This is a genomic window from Xanthobacter flavus, from assembly GCF_017875275.1.
In the GTDB taxonomy this organism is placed as follows: Bacteria; Pseudomonadota; Alphaproteobacteria; order Rhizobiales; family Xanthobacteraceae; genus Xanthobacter; species Xanthobacter flavus_A.
Genome location: NZ_JAGGML010000001.1, coordinates 2068876 through 2085676, shown reverse-complemented (window position 1 = coordinate 2085676; position 16801 = coordinate 2068876). Strand labels below are relative to the sequence as shown.

Annotated in this window: 29 protein-coding genes; 22 read left to right on the top strand and 7 right to left on the bottom strand. The window is 65.1% G+C overall.

From position 1 onward, the window contains the following. The first annotated feature begins 113 nt into the window (after nt 1–113). The 14 genes from nifT to J2126_RS09970 all read left to right on the top strand — a co-directional run bounded on the left by nifT (nt 114) and on the right by J2126_RS09970 (nt 8465). On the top strand, nt 114–329 hold the full coding sequence (nifT, locus tag J2126_RS10035) for a putative nitrogen fixation protein NifT (protein ID WP_209486349.1): 216 nt from the start codon (nt 114–116) through the stop codon (nt 327–329). 6 nt (nt 330–335) lie between these two features. After that, the gene (locus J2126_RS10030) at nt 336–1202 is read left to right on the top strand and encodes an SIR2 family NAD-dependent protein deacylase (RefSeq protein ID WP_209486347.1); all 867 of its coding nucleotides are present in this window, start codon (nt 336–338) and stop codon (nt 1200–1202) included. 333 nt (nt 1203–1535) lie between these two features. Next, a complete protein-coding gene (gene nifB, locus J2126_RS10025) occupies nt 1536–3125 on the top strand; it encodes a nitrogenase cofactor biosynthesis protein NifB (RefSeq protein ID WP_394031400.1) in 1590 nt (529 codons plus the stop codon). Between the two features lie 24 nt (nt 3126–3149). Next, entirely contained in the window at nt 3150–3374 is a 225-nt protein-coding gene (locus J2126_RS10020; protein WP_011995790.1) for a 4Fe-4S binding protein, read from the top strand. 11 nt (nt 3375–3385) lie between these two features. After that, nucleotides 3386–3700 carry a HesB/IscA family protein gene (locus tag J2126_RS10015; protein WP_024281049.1) on the top strand — a complete coding sequence of 105 codons (315 nt, stop codon included), beginning with the start codon at nt 3386–3388 and terminating at the stop codon, nt 3698–3700. Between the two features lie 101 nt (nt 3701–3801). Continuing rightward, complete coding sequence (locus J2126_RS10010; protein WP_209486331.1) at nt 3802–4353, top strand: hypothetical protein; 552 nt, start codon at nt 3802–3804, stop codon at nt 4351–4353. Then, a complete protein-coding gene (locus J2126_RS10005) occupies nt 4343–5125 on the top strand; it encodes a 4Fe4S-binding leucine-rich repeat protein (RefSeq protein ID WP_209486330.1) in 783 nt (260 codons plus the stop codon). The genes J2126_RS10010 and J2126_RS10005 overlap by 11 nt, the downstream gene beginning before the upstream one ends. Beyond that, entirely contained in the window at nt 5122–5448 is a 327-nt protein-coding gene (locus J2126_RS10000) for a nitrogen fixation protein NifZ (protein WP_209486328.1), read from the top strand. Before J2126_RS10005 ends, J2126_RS10000 begins: the two co-directional genes overlap by 4 nt. Beyond that, nucleotides 5448–5687 carry a nitrogen fixation protein NifZ gene (locus tag J2126_RS09995; protein ID WP_209490018.1) on the top strand — a complete coding sequence of 80 codons (240 nt, stop codon included), beginning with the start codon at nt 5448–5450 and terminating at the stop codon, nt 5685–5687. Before J2126_RS10000 ends, J2126_RS09995 begins: the two co-directional genes overlap by 1 nt. Before the next feature lie 54 nt (nt 5688–5741). After that, a complete protein-coding gene (locus J2126_RS09990; RefSeq protein WP_209486326.1) occupies nt 5742–6071 on the top strand; it encodes a hypothetical protein in 330 nt (109 codons plus the stop codon). Between the two features lie 88 nt (nt 6072–6159). Then, nucleotides 6160–6420, top strand: coding sequence for a hypothetical protein (locus J2126_RS09985; protein WP_209486324.1), 261 nt, complete (start codon nt 6160–6162; stop codon nt 6418–6420). Beyond that, on the top strand, nt 6420–7625 hold the full coding sequence (locus J2126_RS09980; protein WP_209486322.1) for a DegT/DnrJ/EryC1/StrS family aminotransferase: 1206 nt from the start codon (nt 6420–6422) through the stop codon (nt 7623–7625). The genes J2126_RS09985 and J2126_RS09980 overlap by 1 nt, the downstream gene beginning before the upstream one ends. Nucleotides 7626–7672: 47 nt before the next feature. Continuing rightward, the gene (locus J2126_RS09975; RefSeq protein ID WP_209486320.1) at nt 7673–7987 is read left to right on the top strand and encodes a ferredoxin; all 315 of its coding nucleotides are present in this window, start codon (nt 7673–7675) and stop codon (nt 7985–7987) included. Between the two features lie 253 nt (nt 7988–8240). After that, a complete protein-coding gene (locus tag J2126_RS09970; RefSeq protein ID WP_209486318.1) occupies nt 8241–8465 on the top strand; it encodes a hypothetical protein in 225 nt (74 codons plus the stop codon). A gap of 151 nt (nt 8466–8616) precedes the next feature. On the opposite strand, the gene grxD is transcribed toward J2126_RS09970, so the two are convergent. Further along, nucleotides 8617–8946, bottom strand: a complete 330-nt coding sequence (gene grxD / locus J2126_RS09965; protein ID WP_209486315.1) for a Grx4 family monothiol glutaredoxin — start codon at nt 8944–8946, stop codon at nt 8617–8619. Nucleotides 8947–9008: 62 nt separating this feature from the next. Next, entirely contained in the window at nt 9009–9242 is a 234-nt protein-coding gene (locus J2126_RS09960) for a BolA/IbaG family iron-sulfur metabolism protein (protein ID WP_209486313.1), read from the bottom strand. Between the two features lie 240 nt (nt 9243–9482). Here J2126_RS09960 and J2126_RS09955 point away from each other — a divergent pair, with 240 nt between their 5' ends. The 7 genes from J2126_RS09955 to J2126_RS09925 all read left to right on the top strand — a co-directional run bounded on the left by J2126_RS09955 (nt 9483) and on the right by J2126_RS09925 (nt 13039). After that, complete coding sequence (locus tag J2126_RS09955) at nt 9483–10346, top strand: xanthine dehydrogenase (RefSeq protein WP_209486311.1); 864 nt, start codon at nt 9483–9485, stop codon at nt 10344–10346. A 38-nt stretch (nt 10347–10384) separates the two neighbouring features. Beyond that, a complete protein-coding gene (locus J2126_RS09950; RefSeq protein WP_209486309.1) occupies nt 10385–10867 on the top strand; it encodes a tetratricopeptide repeat protein in 483 nt (160 codons plus the stop codon). 114 nt (nt 10868–10981) lie between these two features. Next, the gene (locus J2126_RS09945) at nt 10982–11335 is read left to right on the top strand and encodes an iron-sulfur cluster assembly protein (RefSeq protein WP_432445350.1); all 354 of its coding nucleotides are present in this window, start codon (nt 10982–10984) and stop codon (nt 11333–11335) included. A 194-nt stretch (nt 11336–11529) separates the two neighbouring features. After that, the gene (locus tag J2126_RS09940) at nt 11530–12009 is read left to right on the top strand and encodes a Rieske (2Fe-2S) protein (RefSeq protein WP_209486305.1); all 480 of its coding nucleotides are present in this window, start codon (nt 11530–11532) and stop codon (nt 12007–12009) included. A 44-nt stretch (nt 12010–12053) separates the two neighbouring features. Further along, nucleotides 12054–12386 (top strand): DUF6156 family protein, encoded by a 333-nt coding sequence (locus tag J2126_RS09935; protein WP_245327263.1) that lies wholly within the window; start codon nt 12054–12056, stop codon nt 12384–12386. Nucleotides 12387–12413: 27 nt separating this feature from the next. Continuing rightward, the gene (locus J2126_RS09930) at nt 12414–12581 is read left to right on the top strand and encodes a hypothetical protein (RefSeq protein WP_168457281.1); all 168 of its coding nucleotides are present in this window, start codon (nt 12414–12416) and stop codon (nt 12579–12581) included. Nucleotides 12582–12604: 23 nt separating this feature from the next. Beyond that, on the top strand, nt 12605–13039 hold the full coding sequence (locus tag J2126_RS09925; protein ID WP_209486298.1) for a group II truncated hemoglobin: 435 nt from the start codon (nt 12605–12607) through the stop codon (nt 13037–13039). A 14-nt stretch (nt 13040–13053) separates the two neighbouring features. On the opposite strand, the gene J2126_RS09920 is transcribed toward J2126_RS09925, so the two are convergent. Next, nucleotides 13054–13293 (bottom strand): hypothetical protein, encoded by a 240-nt coding sequence (locus J2126_RS09920; protein ID WP_209486296.1) that lies wholly within the window; start codon nt 13291–13293, stop codon nt 13054–13056. A 111-nt stretch (nt 13294–13404) separates the two neighbouring features. Continuing rightward, a complete protein-coding gene (locus tag J2126_RS09915) occupies nt 13405–13650 on the bottom strand; it encodes a hypothetical protein (protein WP_209486294.1) in 246 nt (81 codons plus the stop codon). Between the two features lie 317 nt (nt 13651–13967). Here J2126_RS09915 and J2126_RS09910 point away from each other — a divergent pair, with 317 nt between their 5' ends. Then, entirely contained in the window at nt 13968–14453 is a 486-nt protein-coding gene (locus tag J2126_RS09910; protein WP_209486292.1) for a hypothetical protein, read from the top strand. Nucleotides 14454–14504: 51 nt separating this feature from the next. Here the strand turns inward: J2126_RS09910 and J2126_RS09905 are convergent, their stop codons facing one another. The 3 genes from J2126_RS09905 to J2126_RS09895 all read right to left on the bottom strand — a co-directional run bounded on the left by J2126_RS09905 (nt 14505) and on the right by J2126_RS09895 (nt 16776). Beyond that, nucleotides 14505–14840: a hypothetical protein gene (locus J2126_RS09905; protein ID WP_209486289.1), complete on the bottom strand. Its 336-nt coding sequence runs from the start codon at nt 14838–14840 to the stop codon at nt 14505–14507. 97 nt (nt 14841–14937) lie between these two features. After that, the gene (locus tag J2126_RS09900; RefSeq protein ID WP_209486287.1) at nt 14938–15702 is read right to left on the bottom strand and encodes a dienelactone hydrolase family protein; all 765 of its coding nucleotides are present in this window, start codon (nt 15700–15702) and stop codon (nt 14938–14940) included. A gap of 255 nt (nt 15703–15957) precedes the next feature. Beyond that, nucleotides 15958–16776 carry a 4Fe4S-binding leucine-rich repeat protein gene (locus J2126_RS09895; RefSeq protein WP_209486279.1) on the bottom strand — a complete coding sequence of 273 codons (819 nt, stop codon included), beginning with the start codon at nt 16774–16776 and terminating at the stop codon, nt 15958–15960. Between the last annotated feature and the right edge of the window lie 25 nt (nt 16777–16801).

Here is a 16801-nt window from a genome sequence, read left to right as displayed (position 1 = left end):
CCTTTCGTGCTCCGTGCGGCCCCGCGCCCGGCGTGCATCACCAGCGTCCCCGTTCGGGCCTTCGGTCCTGCCGGGTCACAGCGGCGAGTAAAGCCCGAGCAAGGAATCAATAAATGAAAGTCATGATTCGCCGTTCCCCCGAAATCGGACTGTCCATATATGTCCCCAAGAAGGACCTGGAAGAGCCGATCGTGGAGTTCGAGCACGAAACCTTGTGGGGTGGTTGGATCAAGATCGCCAACGGCTGGGTGCTGGACCTGCCCGAGATGGCCGAGGGAACCACACTGCCCATCACCGTCAACGCGAAGAAGCGTGGCGAGGAGGAGTGAACTGAGATGAACATTTCCGTCGCCAATGTCGAGACGCTGAAGCTCGCCGACGCCGAGGCCGTCCTGAAGGACGTGGCGGCGGAACTGCGCGCGGACAAGGTCGTGCCCTATCTCGGGCCCGGCCTCGTCGCCCTCGGATCGCCCGCCATCCCGATGACGCCGGAAGACCTCTCGGTCTTCTTCGGCACCAAGGTGGCCCTGCCCAAGCGCGCCAAGGGCAATTGCTGGGCCGCCGCCCAGCACATCGAGAGCATGAAGCACCGCAACACCGTCTCCGCCCTCATGGCGGACGCGTTCGGGCCTCAGGTGGCGCCGCTGCCGTTCCAGACCTTCCTCGCGGGACTGCCCCTCGCGCTGATCGTGGACACCTGGTACGACGGCTCGATGCGTGCGGCCCTTGCCGGCCGCTCGGACTGGGGTGAGGCGCAGGGCATCACCCGCGCCGGCATCGGCGAGGACCGCTGGTATCGCTTCTACGATCCCGCCGGCACCGAGAGCGACCGCGCCACCGCCGAGGGATGGAAGACCGTGCTCTACAAGCCGCACGGCAGTGCGACCCCGGCGAAGAACTGGCTGATCTCCGACGCGGACTATGTCGAGGTTCTCACCGAGATCGACATCCAGACCCCCATCCCGGACGTGGTGAAGAACCGCCGCACCGAGCGCAGCTTCCTGTTCCTCGGCTGTCGCTTCCACGACCAGATGCTGCGCACCTACGCACGGCAGATCGCCAAGCGCTCCCGCGCGCCGCACTTTGCCATCGTGGACGAGGCGACGCTCACGAAGAACGAGCTGCGCTTCCTGCTGGGCCACGCCATCACGCCCATCGCCATGCCGCTGCCGAAGGCGCTCGACGTCATCATGTCAGCCTGACGCCGGCGGCGATCCGGGTCAGTCACGAGGGGAGCATGTCCGCCACCGGACATGCTCCCCTCGGCGTTTTCTGCGTCCGCTCAAGAACTTCGTGGCGCGCATTGATCTCGATCAGGAGCGCGGCCGTTCAGGCAGGAATTCTTGGTCGAACCATGTAACTTTTCCAACATGTCCGTCGTGTCGCGGCGAGATGTTGGCAAGCCGACAGCCTCAACGACATCGGCAAGCCATTGAATTTTATGCGTTATATGAAGTGTCGGAGGCTGGCACGGCTGTTGCTCTTCCTTGAGTCAAGGATTTATCGGGATCCTGCTGCAAGCGAGGAGCAGATAGATGCACGCGTCGACACAGCAAGAAAACGCGGTTGGCTTGAACGCCATTGGAACGGACGCCGTGGGAATGGACGAGAAGCTGGCCGAGGTCATGCAGGCCAAGGCCGAGCACCAGGGCTGCGGCACCTCGGGTGGTTCGGGCAAGGCGAGCTGCGGTTCGTCGGCCGGTCAGGGTGACCTGCCCACCGAGATCTGGGAGAAGGTGAAGAACCATCCCTGCTACAGTGAAGAAGCCCACCATCACTATGCGCGTATGCATGTTGCCGTTGCCCCGGCGTGCAACATCCAGTGCAACTACTGCAATCGCAAGTATGACTGCGCCAACGAGAGCCGCCCCGGCGTGGTCTCCGAGAAGCTGACGCCCGAGCAGGCTGCGAAGAAGGTGCTGGCGGTGGCCTCCACCATTCCGCAGATGACCGTGCTCGGCATCGCCGGCCCCGGCGACCCGCTCGCCAACCCCGAGAAGACCTTCAAGACCTTCGAGCTGATCGCCCGCACCGCGCCGGACATCAAGCTCTGCCTGTCCACCAACGGCCTTGCCCTGCCGGACCACGTGGACACCATCGCCGGCTTCAACGTGGACCACGTTACGATCACCATCAACATGGTGGACCCCGAGGTCGGCGCGAAGATCTATCCCTGGGTGTTCTGGAAGCACAAGCGCTACACCGGCTATGAGGCGGCCAAGCTCCTCACCGACCGGCAGATGCTCGGCCTCGAAATGCTCACCGAGCGCGGCATCCTGTGCAAGGTGAACTCGGTGATGATCCCGGGCATCAACGACAAGCACCTCGTGGAAGTGAACCGCGCGGTGAAGTCGCGCGGCGCCTTCCTGCACAACATCATGCCGCTCATCTCCGCGCCCGAGCACGGCACCGTGTTCGGCCTCAACGGCCAGCGCGGCCCGACCGCCCAGGAGCTGAAGGCGCTCCAGGACGAGTGCGAGGGCGAGATGAACATGATGCGTCACTGCCGCCAGTGCCGCGCCGACGCCGTGGGCCTCCTCGGCGAGGACCGCTCCGCCGAGTTCACCACCGACAAGATCATGGCCATGGAGGTCAATTACGACCTCGACAGCCGCAAGGCCTACCAGGCCCTCGTCGAGGAAGAGCGCGTCGCCAAGGTGGCGGCGAAGCAGGAGGAGCTGGAGGCGCTCGCCGGCGAGCAGAGCGACATCAAGCTGCTCACCGCCGTCGCGACCAAGGGCTCGGGCCTCATCAACGAGCACTTCGGCCACGCCAAGGAGTTCCAGGTGTGGGAACTCTCCACGGCGGGCGCCAAGTTCGTCGGCCATCGCCGCGTCGACCTGTACTGCCAGGGCGGCTACGGCGAGGAGGACAGCCTCGAGACCATCATCCGCGCCATCAACGACTGCCATGCGGTGTTCGTGGCGAAGATCGGCGGCTGCCCGAAGGCGGACCTCATCAAGGCCGGCATCGAGCCCGTGGATACTTTCGCCCACGAGTTCATCGAGAAGTCCGCGATCACCTGGTTCAAGGAATACCTGAACAAGGTGAAGACCGGCGAGATCGAGCACACCGCGCGCGGCGACGCCGAGATCCGGCAGGGCGCGCTCATCAACGCGGCCTGATCGGCGAAGACAAGGAGCATCGCCATGACCCTCAAAATCGTCGCGTCGCAATGCACGAGCTGCTCGGCCTGCGAGCCGGAATGCCCCAACGTGGCCATTTCGGAGAAGAACGGGACGTTCGTGATCGATCCGAAGAAGTGCACTGAGTGCATCGGCCATTTCGACGTGCCGCAGTGCGCGGCGGTCTGCCCCGTGGACGATACCTGCGTGATCGACAACGCATATCCCCGCTACCAGCCCACCGCCTGAGGATCAGCGCGATGAACTTCACCATGACCCGTTCCGCCGCCCGCTTCATGCGCATGATGATCATGGCGGACGGCGGCCCCACCGCCGGTTTCCGCATGCATGTGACTCCTGGCGGATGCTCCGGCCTCAACGCCGACATCTCCGTGCTGCCCGAACCGCAGCCCGGCGATGTGGTGGTGGAAAAGGACGGGGTGAAGCTGTTCCTGCCGGCCGAAAGCCGCCTGCTGCTCGATGGCGTGACCATCGACTTCACCGACACGGCCGCCAAGACCGGGCTCGTCTTCAACGATCCCAAGGCGACGACCTGCTCGTCCCACGCCCACTGAGGGCGCGGGAGACTGTTTTCCCGGAGCGGCCTTGCGCCGCTCCGGGCGTTCCGGGTCCGGCTTCGGCCGGCTTCGGCTCAAGGACAAAATGAGGACAGGGAATGGACGGGATCGAGGGTTCCTCGCAGCTCACCGGCGAGCCCGATGTCCTGACTCCCGAGGCGCTCCTTGCGAGCGCGGTGATGGGCGGAGGGTTGCCGGAGGAGGCGCGGTCCCATTTGTGGGAAGCCGGGCTCTCCTACCAGCAGGACGAGGTGGCGGAAGCGCATCTGCGCCAGGCGGAGGCCATCGCGCCCGGCCATGCGGCGGTGCTCATCGGCCTCTACCGCTTCTACTTCTACAAGGGCCGCCTTCGGGAGTGCCTTGGGGTGGCGCGGGAATGTCTCGCCAAGGCACAGCGGGAGACCAACCTCCCGGCCGACTGGCGGGAGGTGCGGGCGGAGGATGCGGAGTTTTCCCGCTACGACCGCCTGATGCCGCGCTTCTTCCTGTTCACGCTCAAGGGTTACGCCTATCTCAACATGCGCCTCGGCAATCTCGACGAGGGGCGCGCCGCGGTGATGAAGCTGCTCGAGCTGGATCCGTCCGACAAGATCGGCGCGAAGCTCTTGCTCGACGTGCTGAACAGAGCGGGGCAGGACGATGAAGACTGACGACGACATCGAGGATGCCAAGACCTGGCTCGGTGAAGACGTTGATTGCTCGAGCTGCGCGCATGCGTCGGACCTCCTCCCGGCCGGCAAGTGCCAGCTGCGGCGCGCCTGCGTGAACGACCGCTACGCCCGGCGCATCGACCGCTTCTTCAACTGGAATCCTGCCCTCGCCAATTCCTATGTGCGCCATGAGCATTTCGAGGTCCGCGCCATCGCGGCGAAGCACGCCGACGTGTTCTTCCTGAAGCCGCTCCTCAACGACCCCGAGGAGACCGTGCGCTGGAATGCGGCGCGCCGGCTGCCCAAGCGTCTTATCCTGCCGCTGCGCAACGATCCCCATCGCGAGGTGCGCATCCGCATCGTGTCGCTGCTGGAGGATGCCGAACTCGCGCACATGCTCGCCGACGAGGATTACTACGTGCGGCTCGTGGTGGCCCGCCGTATCGCGCCGCCGCTGCTCTCCCGCCTCGTGGACGATCCCGAGCCGGAAGTGCGCAAGGTGGTGGCCCAGCGGCTGCCGGCCGAATGGCTCATGTGCATGGCGGGTGACCGCAGCGCCGCCGTCCGGCTGGAAGTGGCGCAGCGTCTGGCCCCCGACCTCTTGCCGGCGCTCGCCGCTGATGCGGACTGGCGGGTGCGCTACGAGGTGGCGGGCCGGGTGGCGTCCTCCCAGCTCGCACCGTTCCTGAATGACGAAGACGACTTCGTGCGCGAGGTCGCCCGCTCCCGCATCGAGGCGGGCGGGCAGCTCTTGAGGGAGATGCCGCTATGAGCAACATCGTCCGTGACAGTGATGTGGTGGAGGTTTCGGAGCCTCCATACTTCAATTTTGGTGAAAAAGTCAAGGCAAAGCGGGTCATCCGTAACGACGGAACCTATGCCGGAAAAGAAATTGGCGAGATCCTCGCGAAAAAAGGGGAAATTGGATACGTCGTATCCATCGGAACATTTCTCCAGCAATTCTATATCTACGGTGTCGAATTCACGGAAAGCGGTAATCGCGTGGGAATGAAGCGTAAGGAGCTCGAAAGCGCCATCCCGCGCGAAGAAGAGGACATTCCCTTACCCCCAGTCTCCGGAGCCTTGCCGAAATGATGCTCGAACCGCGCCTGCCCAAGTATGATTGGGGCATGAAGGTGAAGACCCTCATCGATCTCTACAATGACGGGTCCTATCCCGACATGCCGCAGGAGGGCCTGCTCGTCGGCGTCGGCACCGTCGGCGAGATCGTGCAGGTGGGCCAGCACACCGACACCAACACGCCCGTCTACATCATCGAGTTCAACGAGCGCTTGGTGGTCGGCTGCCTAGAGGAAGAAATTCAGCCCCTCTGAACCTTCGGCGCGGGGGCCTCGGCCCCCGACGTCACAGCCGCGAGAGAGAGGACGATGAGGCTGCCCGCTCATCCGAACGATCTCGACAGGAAGCGCATCGAGCGTGCCATCAAGGCGCGCAAGCGCTATCGCTATGTGACGCCCCGCGTCATCGCCACCGACGGCGGCTACCGGATCGAGAGCGCGTGCTGCTCGCGCAACATCGATCCCGAGGGCGGGGTGGTCGATATCGCTCTGATGATCTTCGATCCGGAGCAGGCGGCATGGCAGCTGTTCCGCAAGAACCACGGCAAGCGTCTCTGGGAACTCGACAGTATTCACGAGCGCCTGAAGGAAATGCTCGACCTTCTGAACGACGATGCCGAGCGTCGTTTTTGGCAGTGATCCAAACTGGCAATAATCCTGCATGGCATTGGGCGGACCGCGACAAAGCCGCCGGTCGTGTCTCATTCCGGCACGGGAGAGTAAGGTTATGGCCCTGAGCGACAGCGACCTCACCGAGATCGAGAAGGTGCTCACCGCCGAGGATGCCGGCCCGGTCTTCGCCGAGCTGCGCAAGCGCTTTCCGGCGCTCTCCTGGACCCAGTGCGATGCCTCCGACGTCACCGAGGCGCCGTTCCGGACCTATCCCAGATACGACGTGCATCTGCTCGACACCGCGGATCACTGCGCCCACATCACTTCCGACCCCGGCGCAGCCACCGGCGTCATCCTCGCACGGCGGAGCGCGTGATGAGCGACGCCGATTTCCTGGATGATTTCGACCTCGGCGAGGGTGAGAGCGAGGGCGGCGAGGCCTCATCGATCCTTTTGTCCGATCCGGACATCACCGTCATCGAGCTGCAGGCGGTGGCCGAGGCCATGCAGGCCCCGCGCCTTTCCAGCGGCCCGATCGCCCAGGAGTTCGAAGCGGAGTTCGCAGCCTATCTCGGCCGCAAATACGCCGTCGCGGTGCCCAGCGGCACGCTCGGCCTGCTCTACACGCTGAAGGCCTATGGCATCGGTCCGGGTGACGAGGTGATCGCATCGCCCTATTCCTTCCGCGAGACGGTCCACGCCATCAGCCTGTCGGGCGCGCGGCCGGTGTTCGCCGATATCGACTATTGGGCGGGAACCCTCGTGCCGGCCAAGGCCGAGGCGAAGATCACCGACAAGACAAAGGCCATCGTCGCCGGTAACACCAACGGCCATCCGGCGCCCTGGACCGATTTCCAGGAGCTGGCCCGCAGGCACAATCTTGCGCTCATCGAGGATTCCACCGAAGCGATCGGCTCGCGCTACAAGGGCGCGCTGGTGGGGACGTTCGGCGACACGTCCGTGTTCGATTTCTCACAGCCCTTTCCCATCGTCTGCGGCGAGGGCGGCATGGTGGTGACGGACGACATCGACGTGGCCGTGGCGCTGCGGCGGTTCCGGTCCCACAAGCTGGAGGAACGTTCCTCCGTCGTGGTCAGCATGAGCGCGCCCTACCAGGGCGCCATGAGCGACATCACCGCTGCGCTGGGCCTCACCCAGTTGCGCCGGCTCGAGGAGATCCTCGAGCAGCGGCGTACGGTGGAGCACCTCTACCAGAAGTACGTCCAGTCCTTCGAGGGCATCAAGGATCCCTTCATCGGGCCGGACGTGACGGAGGTGAACTGGTTCCTCTACGTGGTTCATCTCGGCACGCGCTTTTCCAAGTCGAGCCGCGATTCCATCGTCGAGGATCTGAAGGTGGAGAAGGTTCAATCCACCGGCTACAGCACGCCGCTGCATGTGCAGCGCCATTACTTCGACCTCGGCTACCGCCGGGGCGACTTCCTCGTGACGGAGAAGGTGGCCGACCGCGCCGTGGCGCTGCCGTTCCACACCCACCTGAGCGAGGAGGAGATCGAGTTCATCGTGGCAACGATGAAGGATGCCTCGGTCAACGTAGGGGCGGGCGCCGCCATCTACTGAAAAACAACATCGCACCGAACACGAAGACGAAACGACAGGAGTTGTTGATGTCCACGGTTACGCTGAAGGTCCTCCCCATGGGCAAGGCCATTGAAGTCGCGGAAGGCACGAACCTCCTCGAGGCGCTTATCACCGTCGAGCCGGGGCTCGCGGAACGCCAGAAGAGCGACAAGGACGGCAGCGCGTCCCACGTATTCGTGCAGGAGGGCCGCAAGGGCCTGTCCAAGACCACCAAGGAGGAGAACGAGAGCCTCGACGCGATCGTCGGCGTGGGCTCCAAGTCGCGCCTCGCCAAGCATGTCACCGTGCTCGGCACCGAGAACGTGACCATCGAGCTGCTCGGTGAGTTCTCGGGCTTCTGAGGGTAGAGCGGCGCTCCTTCTGGGCGCGCCGACGGTCGGTGGCTGGGAGGGCGGCCTTCCAGCCGCTGCCAGAAGAGGTCGCCGGAGGCCGGTTCACCAGCGCGCGTGCGCAAGGCCCGTGTCCGGCGCGAGTTCAGAACAGCGTTCTAATAAAAAGCGTGCCGGGTAATCAATCCATCGCGCGGGCCTGGCGGAAAAGATCCGTCCTGCCTCCCACCACGCGCCAGTCAGAAACGTTGAGAGGAGAGATGAAATGAGCGACGAAACTGTCATCATTCACGCCCGCTTCGCCGCCAACGGCACCATCGCCGAGATCAGCGAGCGGCCGCAGGGCCTCAACCCGCAGGAATGGTTCGATTTCCTGTCCTATCGTGTGCCGCTCACCTACCAGGCGCTCGCCGGCGGCCGCGGCGTGTTCCGCCTCACCCGCGCGGATGTCGAGGCGTTCAAGGTCGAGGCAGCCACCAAGGCGGCGTGAGCCGAAGCTGAACGTCCAGTGCTTTAGTGTTTCCGGAATACTTGAGGGCCGACCTGTTCATCCGGCCCGAGTTATTTGCAAGCCGTTCCATAGTGCAGCAAAGGGGCCCGGATGCTCTCGCGTCCGGGCCCTTTTTTATGGATCCCATCCCTCAGGCGGCGACGGCGACGCCCTTCTCGGCCAGCATCTGGGTCAGCTCACCCGCCTGGAACATCTCGCGGACGATGTCGCAGCCGCCGACGAATTCCCCCTTGATGTAGAGCTGGGGAATGGTTGGCCAGTTGGAATAGGCCTTGATGCCCTCGCGGACCATGGGGTCTTGCAGCACGTCCACGGCCCGATAGGGCACGCCCACGCCCGCGAGCACCTGCACCACGGCGGAGGAGAAGCCGCACTGCGGGGCGGCGGGAATGCCCTTCATGAACAGGACCACGTCGCTGGAGGCGATGATGTCTTCAATACGTTCGGCAGTGGTGGCCATGACAATCTCCTGATGGAAAAGCGGGGGATGAAAAACAAATCGGAAATCGGCCGGACCCGATCTCATTTGGGGACCAGCGTCTCCAGCTTCAGGGCGTGCAGCGTGCCGCCCATGTGGCCCTGAAGCGCCGCATAGACCATCTGGTGCTGGTGCACGCGGCTCTTGCCCTTGAAGGCTTCCGAGGTGATGCGGGCGGCATAGTGGTCGCCGTCGCCGGCGAGATCGATGATCACCACCTGGCTGTCGGGAAGGGCCTCTTTCACGAGGCGCTCGATTTCTTCTGCGGCCATGGCCATCGCTTTGTCTCCTTCGATGAGTGCCGCTCCCATGCAAGCGCGGCACCATGTGTCATTGCGGCATATGCGGATGCGGAAGCGGCCGCGCTGTCGCAAATCCGACAGTCCGTCCGGCGGCCGGGCGCGGTTCCAGCCTTCTGATGCACACTTGGCGGGGGTGTTCCGCAACGACCGTGCAAGCGTTCCAAACGGCCCACCTCTTGCTTACGCCTTGTCGCCCCGGGCAACACGAGAACCGTTATGAGCGAATTGCTACAGCAGGGAGGCGGCGCGGCGCGCACCGGCTTCGCGGCGATACTCGGCACCAACGAGATCGCGTCGGCCGTCGCCGTAGAACTGCATCGCGGTGGCTACGGCGTCGTGCTGTCGCATGATCCGGTTCCGCCGGTGATCCGGCGCAAGATGGCGTTCCACGACGCCCTCTACGAGGACGACGTGCGGGTGGACGGCATCCGCGCGGGGCGGGCCGAACGCGGGGTGGATGTCCGCAAGGGACTGGCGCGCGGGGAGGTGCTTGTGACGCCCCTTGGCCTGCTCGATCTCATCGTCCTCGGCCCCATCGATCTGCTCGTCGATGCCCGCATGAACAAGTACCAGGTGACGCCGGACCTGCGCCGGCTCGCCCGCCTCACCATTGGCCTCGGCCCCGGCTTCAGCGGCGGCACCAATTGCGATCTCGCCATCGAGACTCGCCCGGGCAAGGAAGGTCAGGTGATCCAGCACGGCCCCACCGACGCGCCGGACCATACCCCGCGCGATCTCGGCGGCGTGACGACCGAGCGTTTCGTGCATTCGGGCGTTCCCGGGCGCTGGCACACGGCCATCGAGATCGGTACCCGCGTCTACAAGGATTTCCACATCGGCTTCCTCGGCAACGAGCCAATTCGCGCCCCGTTCGACGGCGTCGTGCGCGGCGTCGCGCGGGACGGCACGGAAGTGCCGGCCGGGGTGAAGCTTCTGGAGATCGATCCGCGCGGCCGTGGCTCCGACTGGACCGGGCTCGATGCCCGTGCCCTCGTCATCGCCAAGGCGGTGGGCCGGGCGCTGACCTTCCGCGCAGCCCGGACCGCAGAAGCTGCGCCCAACCCTCATCTCGTCAAGTAGAGCTGCGCCCTTCGCCGGCCCCACCGAAGGCAAGCACCGTGAGCGTCGATCTTTTTCCCAACACTGATGTCATCAATTTCGGCGAGGTGTCCGGCCCGGTGAACGCCTTGCTGCAGCAGGGCGTCATCGCCTATCGCAAGGACCGGGCGCGCGCGGACGCGCTGTTCCGTCAGGCGCTTGCCACGGCGCCGTCGGAGCTGCCGGTCTATTTCTGCCTCTACAAGATTCACACCTACCAGGGAAACCTGGACGAGGCAGAGGCGGCGGCGCGGGGTGGCCTTGTGGAAGCCGCGCGTCAGGCGGGCTGGGACACGGACTGGCGCAACTGGGCGCCGCACGACCTGCTGCCGGATGGGCCGGGGCGCTTTGCCCTCTACACCCTGAAGGCGCTGGCCTTCATCCACCTGCGCCAGAACCAGCCGGAGCTGGCCGCCGAGAAGCTCGCAGCCCTCAAGGTGCTCGATCCCACTGGCGCCGTGGGGTGGCCCGTTGTCGCGGCCCTCGCCGAGGGTCTGGATTGATCGCTCCGTTCATCGTTGGCATCGTGCTTGCTACGTATCAGGTACGATGAGGGGGCAGGAGGCATTGGTCACATGACTCAGCCTACGGATCACGGCCTCGCCGCACCGACGACCATGATCGTCCACGGCGAGATCCGCAATTTCGAGGAGTTCGCCGAGGACGACGCCGTTCTTCTGGAAGGCATCGTCGCGGCGCTGAAAACCGTCAACGATCCGGAAATTCCGGTGAATATTTATGACCTTGGCCTGATCTACCGGATCGAGGTCAGGGATGATGGGGGCGTCGAGATCGACATGACCCTCACCGCGCCGGGCTGCCCGGTCGCCGGCCAGATGCTGGGTTGGGTGCAGGAGGCGGTGGTGGTGGTGCCGGGCGTCAGCGACGTGAAGATGAAGCTGGTGTTCGATCCGCCGTGGGACAAGTCGCGCATGAGCGACGAGGTACAGCTCGAGCTTGGGCTGCTCTGATCCCATCCTGACGACACGCGAAATGGCCGGTGCTGCACCGGCCATTTTCGTTAAGCGCGACTCGCGGCCGCCCCGGCACGCTTCCTGCTAATCCCGGGGGCAGGTCACGCCGGCCGCCGGGCTGTTGTTCCGGACGGGCGCGGACTGTTTCATTTGCGACAGGGGCCAGCCCCTTACGGGCGGGCGGGGAAGTGATGTCTGCCGAACAATCAGCCGAGCAACGGGGCGCTGCGGAGGAGATCGCGGTCTTCGCCATCTGCGGAACGCACGAGCTTCCACCAGGCGAGGCGAAGGCGTTCGATCTCTCGCGCCTGACCCCGGAGGGCGACGCGCGGCCCTTCCGCATCGTGGTGGTGCGCACCGGCGCGCGCGAGGTGGTGGGCTATGTGAACGCCTGCCCCCACAAGGGCGCGTGGTTGAACATTGGCGGCGGCCATTTCTTCAATGCCGAGCGCACACATCTGCGCTGCGGCCGCCACGGCGCGCTGTTCGACATCGAGAGCGGCGCCTGCGCGGACGGCCCCTGCGCCGGCACGCATCTGGAGCCGGTGGCGGTGGCCATCGTCGGCGCGGACGTGTGCCTGTGCGGCGTGCCGCTGGTGGAGGCCGATGTGCCCGGCTTTCCCTATGACGATTTCGACGAGACCATGGAAATCATGATTTCCCCCGATTGATCGGCAGACACGATGGAGACGGCGCAGGTGTCGGGAGACGCAAGATGAGTGCAGAGGCCGCCAGCGCGGTGTCGCCGGACATGCCGGGCGAGTGCCGTTTCTATGTGACCTATACCGGCGTGAAGATGCCGTTCCGGCTGGTGGAGCCCATCCCCGAGGCACAGCTCACCCACCGCAACACCTTCATCCGGGCGTGGTTCGACGCGGCCGGCCAGCTCACCGGATTCGACAAGATGGTCTATGGCGAGGTCGAGCTGGCCCATCGCTACAGCTACCATGGCAACGGGGCGCTGAAGCGCGCCGAGGTCCGGATGGTGGATGAGGACACGGTGATCGTCGCCTTCGACGCAGCGGGATCGCTGGTGCGGCCGGACTAATCCGGCACCGACAGGAGGACAGGACGCATGACGGTGGCTCAGCTGGTCGAGGCGCTCGGCAGGATGCCGCCGGACGCCGTGGTGCTGATGGAGGCGGATGGCGGCCTGTCGCTGGTGTCGGCCCTCGACTTTGTCGCGGCGCAAGGCGCCGGTGCGCCGGCCGAGGTCATCCTGCTGCCCAACATGGACGAATAGGGCCGAGCCCGAGGGAACAGATCATGTCGGATGTCGCCGAGACCACAACCATGTTCGAGCGCCTGGGCGGCGCCGTCGTCATCGACCGGCTGGTGGAGGCCTTCTATGCGCGCATGGACACGATGCCCGAGGCGGAGGGCATCCGCGCCATGCATGCGGACGATCTCGCCCACACCAAGCAGGTGCTGAAGCGCTATCTCAGCGAATGGACGGGCGGCCCCAAGCTCTATTCGCCGGAGAAGGGCCACCCCCGGCTGCGCCAGCGGCACATGGGGTTCTCCATCGGCAATGCGGAGCGCGACGCCTGGCTTCTGTGCATGCGGGGCGCGTTGGAGGAAACCGTGGCGGACGCCGGTGCGCGCGCCGGCATCTACGACGCCATGGCGAAGCTCGCCGACTGGATGCGCAACACCGCCGGCAATCCCCACGACACGGTGGGCCACGCCGCGCGGCCCTGAGCCTGGCGGTGGTGCTAAAGCGGCACGCCGAAAAAATCCTCGTCGGACCCGCCCCAGGCCTGATGCAGCGCAAGGGCATTCTTCCATTTCGCCACTTCGTCCTCGGAGGCGGCCCGGTGGGTGATCTTGCCCTCCGGCTTCTCCGCGAGGAGGAAGTCCTTTGCGTTGCGCAGGAAGCGGTTGAGGGCTTTGGTGTCGTTGGGGCGGACGACGCAGCGGGGCGCCTCGTCGATGAGAATGGTCGTGGGGAGCATCGCCAATTCTCCTGTGCTGTGTGGGGAGGGTGGGCAGGGGTGCCCACGCTCCGGGTTCTTGACGATACGCATGATCTTCAAGCGAAGCGGACTGCTTCGCATGAAACGACCTTAGAAACCGTCCTCCTTCGAGCCCCACGGGTGGGAGCCCGGGACGAAGCCGGCCTTGATGCCGGCCTTCGCGATGTCGTCCATGGTCTTGTAGAAGGTGCCTTCGTGCACCAGCGTGCCGGTCTTGGTCGTCACCGCCACGTATTTCGCGACACGATCGGTCTCGCACAGATAGCCACCGCCGGGATCATCGACGCTACGGGCGTTGCCGTCCCAATCGATGAAGAATCCTTCGCTCGTCGACATGCCTCACTCCAAAGGACGCGCTCCGGGAAAGGACCTTCCCGAGGCCGGGGGCTTCAATCAGGTTTGGCGGAGAGATCGACTGTCCCCGCGCGTTGCCCGCAGCAAGGTTCTTGCCAAGAGGCGCCGGCCGCATGTCGCCGGCCGAGGTGTCGCGCATCGCACATTTGCGAGCTGTGGGCGTATGCTTCATGACATTGACATACGTCGAGATGAAAGCGCCGGCTAATGGCGGGGCTGTGAGCGGTAATTATTGAATTGACTATTATTTTAATTAAGGTGTCGACGTTGTTTTTCTGTCTGCTCCGGAGATACATTTCATGACTGAATTGACTCGCCGCATGGCGTCCCTCAGCGACGTCCAGGGCCTGTGGGGCCTGCTGCGGCAGGCCGCCGCTGCCGTCCCCTTCAACGCGGAGGACGAAGCCGATCAGGAGACACTCCTGTCGGAGCTTGTCGCCTGCTGCACGTCCGGCCTGTCGCCGGTGGTCGTGGACCATGAGAAGGGCATCGTGGGCGCGCTGCTGGCCCGGCGCGACACGTTCGAGTGGGGCTTCCGCAACAGCGAGGCCATCCATGTGACCTACGCCGCCGTCGCGCCGGCCGCCAAGGGTGACGAGGTGCTCCCCTCGCTCCTCGGCGAATTGCAGGGCCGCAAGGTGCCGCTGCTGGCCAGCGTGAAGAGCGGAGAGCAGCTCGGCTTCGCCGCCGCGCTGAGCGATCTCGGCTTCACACACGAGGTGAAGGCGCTGAACGGCTGGGGCGATCTCTATCAGTGGACCCCGCCACCCTCCGTCCACAACTGACGCGCGGGCCGTGGGCGCGTCCGCACGCTCACGGCCTGTTGGGCCTGCGTCTCAGCGCGGCTCTTCGTCCTCAGGCCGCGCCTGGATCTCGGCGAGCGCGGAATCGATGATGGCGCGGCAGGCGAGAAGGCGCTCGTATTCCGTCTTGGCGATGGTCACGCTAGGCCCCTTGCCGTCGGGCTCTGCACCGAAGGCGGGGCGGGCGGCCAGGGCCGCTTCGAAGATGGTCTTCTCGAGCTGATAGATACGTTCGCTGGCCCGCTCCAGATAGGGCAGGGGATTGGCGCGGACATTCTGCTCGTGGAGGGCGTCGAGGTTCAGGAGGTCGCGGAAGCGCTTTTCCTTCCGCCGCTTGCCCGCCCCGAAATCATGCTCGATCACGCTCATGTGCGACGCTCCCTCCGCGTGATGAAACGGCCGTGCCGGCACGCGTCTCAGGTGACGCGTGCCGGCACACGGATATCGAAAAGGAGCCTGAGCCGCATCAATCGAGCGGTGGGCCCATGTCGTCGTCGCCGGACTTCTTCTTGCCCTTCTTGTCGGTCTTCGCGAGGGCATAGGCGCCGGCATTCTTCAGCTGTACCGGGCCCTGGCCGACCACGTACTGGGAAATCCAGAACAGCGTGCGCTCCATGGCCTGGTCGGCTGCAGCGGCGTCGTAGGCGGGGTTCGCCTTGAAGGTGAAGCCGCGATTGGCGCCGGGATAGGAGAAGGCCGACACGTCGGGCCGGCGGGCGCGGAACTGGACCATGTCGGCTTCCGGGATGGCCGGATCGGCTTCCGCGAAATGAATCAGCGTGGGGATGCGGCGCTTCTCCGACATTGCGTCGAGGATGTCCTCCTGCGCGTGATAGCCGATGGCGCAGGCGAGGCCCTTCACCTTGTTGGCGGCCGTGTAGGCGAGAAAGCCGCCCCAGGCATAGCCGACGAGGGCCACCTTGCCGGCGTCCTTCACCGCATCCACGGTGGCCTGGATGGCCTCCAGCGACCAGTCGGTGCCGACCTCTTCGGTGAGGGCCTTGCCCTCGTCGGTCGCGGCGGCGTCAAGTTCGATGTCGGACTTCACCTTGTCGAACAGCGACGGCGCAATGGCGACATAGCCGGCGGCGGCGAAACCGTCTGCGATCTGGCGGATGTCCGAATTGACGCCGTAGACGTCCTGCAGAACCACCACCGCGCCCTTCGGCGCGCCCTCGGGATCCGCACGATAGGCGGAGAATTTCACGTTGCTTGCTGTGACTTCGACCATGGCATCCTCGATCTCCGAGCGGGAATAGGGGCAGTGCCGCTCGCTCTGCCAGTCAGAAACAGCTTTGACATGCAATTATGACGCCACGCCCACGGAAAATGCCGGCAGTCAATCAGGTATTATACGGGAGTGAGAAGTAAATGTTGCGCCGCAACGAAGATTACTTCGCGAGCGACAATCATTCGCGCTTCTGAAAATGAAAATGGCCGGCCTGTGTGCGCCGGCCATTGGATTGGTCGTGTCGGAAAATGTCGATCAGGTCGTGGAGAGCCGCGCCCGCGCGACCTCGGCGATGGGCGGCACGGCGTCGTTGGTCAGCGGCGCAAGGAAGGCTGGGGAAATCCGCTCGGCGACGACGAAGCGCACCCGCATGTCGGGATCGTCACGCAATGCGACAAGGCGGTCGGCTGCGAGATGCTCGGCCACAACCAGCCGCACCAGCGGATCGGCATCTGAGGCCATGCGGGCCAGGGGCACCTGCGGCAGGCGGGCGGCAACGATGCGCCGCACATCTACCTCGGGGTCGTGCATCAGATAGACCAGTGCATCGACCGGCGCCCGCCGGGCCGCCGCCATGCGCACGCTGTAGTCGACATCCGACATGAGGGCCACGAGGTCGCTGCCGTCGAGGCGGTCGGCCACCGCGATGCGCACCCGGGGTTCGGGATCGAAGCGCATGTCCCGCACGCGGGCGAGCGGCAGGCGCTCGGCGCAGACCATGCGGACGTCGGGCTCGGGGTCGTCCTTGAGCGGTGCGATGAGGAAGACGCTGGCGTGCCGGGCGGCGAGCGCCCGCACCTCGAAATAGGGGTGGTCCAGATAGCGCGCGGCCAGCGCCGCATTGTTCGCGAAGAAACGGTCGATACGCTTGCGCCGCCGGTCGAGGACGCACGCCTTGCCGAGGTCGCAGCGCCCTTCGGCCTTGATGTCCTCGTGCGGACAATCCTGGCAGCGCAGCGGACGCCCCTGCCAGTCCAGCGCCTCGATGGCGAACTCGGACGCGAGCGCGTTGGCTGCGAAACCTTCGGCGAACCCCGGCTCTCCGGCCGTTGATCCTGACGAAAATGCGGACATGACATCGTCCTCCCGGCCCCTAATC

What these genes read in the sequence shown, in the direction of transcription:
- J2126_RS09895 (WP_209486279.1), bottom strand. Translation starts at nt 16,776, where the DNA reads ATGTCCGCATTTTCGTCAGGATCAACGGCCGGAGAGCCGGGGTTCGCC.
- J2126_RS09975 (WP_209486320.1), top strand. Translation starts at nt 7,673, where the DNA reads ATGTCCACGGTTACGCTGAAGGTCCTCCCCATGGGCAAGGCCATTGAA.
- J2126_RS09910 (WP_209486292.1), top strand. Translation starts at nt 13,968, where the DNA reads ATGACTGAATTGACTCGCCGCATGGCGTCCCTCAGCGACGTCCAGGGC.
- nifB (WP_394031400.1), top strand. Translation starts at nt 1,536, where the DNA reads ATGCACGCGTCGACACAGCAAGAAAACGCGGTTGGCTTGAACGCCATT.
- grxD (WP_209486315.1), bottom strand. Translation starts at nt 8,946, where the DNA reads ATGGCCACCACTGCCGAACGTATTGAAGACATCATCGCCTCCAGCGAC.
- J2126_RS09940 (WP_209486305.1), top strand. Translation starts at nt 11,530, where the DNA reads ATGTCTGCCGAACAATCAGCCGAGCAACGGGGCGCTGCGGAGGAGATC.
- J2126_RS09995 (WP_209490018.1), top strand. Translation starts at nt 5,448, where the DNA reads ATGCTCGAACCGCGCCTGCCCAAGTATGATTGGGGCATGAAGGTGAAG.
- J2126_RS09960 (WP_209486313.1), bottom strand. Translation starts at nt 9,242, where the DNA reads ATGGCCATGGCCGCAGAAGAAATCGAGCGCCTCGTGAAAGAGGCCCTT.
- J2126_RS09915 (WP_209486294.1), bottom strand. Translation starts at nt 13,650, where the DNA reads ATGTCGACGAGCGAAGGATTCTTCATCGATTGGGACGGCAACGCCCGT.
- J2126_RS09905 (WP_209486289.1), bottom strand. Translation starts at nt 14,840, where the DNA reads ATGAGCGTGATCGAGCATGATTTCGGGGCGGGCAAGCGGCGGAAGGAA.
- J2126_RS09935 (WP_245327263.1), top strand. Translation starts at nt 12,054, where the DNA reads ATGAGTGCAGAGGCCGCCAGCGCGGTGTCGCCGGACATGCCGGGCGAG.
- J2126_RS09990 (WP_209486326.1), top strand. Translation starts at nt 5,742, where the DNA reads ATGAGGCTGCCCGCTCATCCGAACGATCTCGACAGGAAGCGCATCGAG.
- J2126_RS10010 (WP_209486331.1), top strand. Translation starts at nt 3,802, where the DNA reads ATGGACGGGATCGAGGGTTCCTCGCAGCTCACCGGCGAGCCCGATGTC.
- J2126_RS09980 (WP_209486322.1), top strand. Translation starts at nt 6,420, where the DNA reads ATGAGCGACGCCGATTTCCTGGATGATTTCGACCTCGGCGAGGGTGAG.
- J2126_RS09930 (WP_168457281.1), top strand. Translation starts at nt 12,414, where the DNA reads ATGACGGTGGCTCAGCTGGTCGAGGCGCTCGGCAGGATGCCGCCGGAC.
- J2126_RS09925 (WP_209486298.1), top strand. Translation starts at nt 12,605, where the DNA reads ATGTCGGATGTCGCCGAGACCACAACCATGTTCGAGCGCCTGGGCGGC.
- J2126_RS09945 (WP_432445350.1), top strand. Translation starts at nt 10,982, where the DNA reads ATGATCGTCCACGGCGAGATCCGCAATTTCGAGGAGTTCGCCGAGGAC.
- J2126_RS10030 (WP_209486347.1), top strand. Translation starts at nt 336, where the DNA reads ATGAACATTTCCGTCGCCAATGTCGAGACGCTGAAGCTCGCCGACGCC.
- J2126_RS09970 (WP_209486318.1), top strand. Translation starts at nt 8,241, where the DNA reads ATGAGCGACGAAACTGTCATCATTCACGCCCGCTTCGCCGCCAACGGC.
- J2126_RS10005 (WP_209486330.1), top strand. Translation starts at nt 4,343, where the DNA reads ATGAAGACTGACGACGACATCGAGGATGCCAAGACCTGGCTCGGTGAA.
- J2126_RS09955 (WP_209486311.1), top strand. Translation starts at nt 9,483, where the DNA reads ATGAGCGAATTGCTACAGCAGGGAGGCGGCGCGGCGCGCACCGGCTTC.
- nifT (WP_209486349.1), top strand. Translation starts at nt 114, where the DNA reads ATGAAAGTCATGATTCGCCGTTCCCCCGAAATCGGACTGTCCATATAT.
- J2126_RS10020 (WP_011995790.1), top strand. Translation starts at nt 3,150, where the DNA reads ATGACCCTCAAAATCGTCGCGTCGCAATGCACGAGCTGCTCGGCCTGC.
- J2126_RS09985 (WP_209486324.1), top strand. Translation starts at nt 6,160, where the DNA reads ATGGCCCTGAGCGACAGCGACCTCACCGAGATCGAGAAGGTGCTCACC.
- J2126_RS10000 (WP_209486328.1), top strand. Translation starts at nt 5,122, where the DNA reads ATGAGCAACATCGTCCGTGACAGTGATGTGGTGGAGGTTTCGGAGCCT.
- J2126_RS09920 (WP_209486296.1), bottom strand. Translation starts at nt 13,293, where the DNA reads ATGCTCCCCACGACCATTCTCATCGACGAGGCGCCCCGCTGCGTCGTC.
- J2126_RS09900 (WP_209486287.1), bottom strand. Translation starts at nt 15,702, where the DNA reads ATGGTCGAAGTCACAGCAAGCAACGTGAAATTCTCCGCCTATCGTGCG.
- J2126_RS10015 (WP_024281049.1), top strand. Translation starts at nt 3,386, where the DNA reads ATGAACTTCACCATGACCCGTTCCGCCGCCCGCTTCATGCGCATGATG.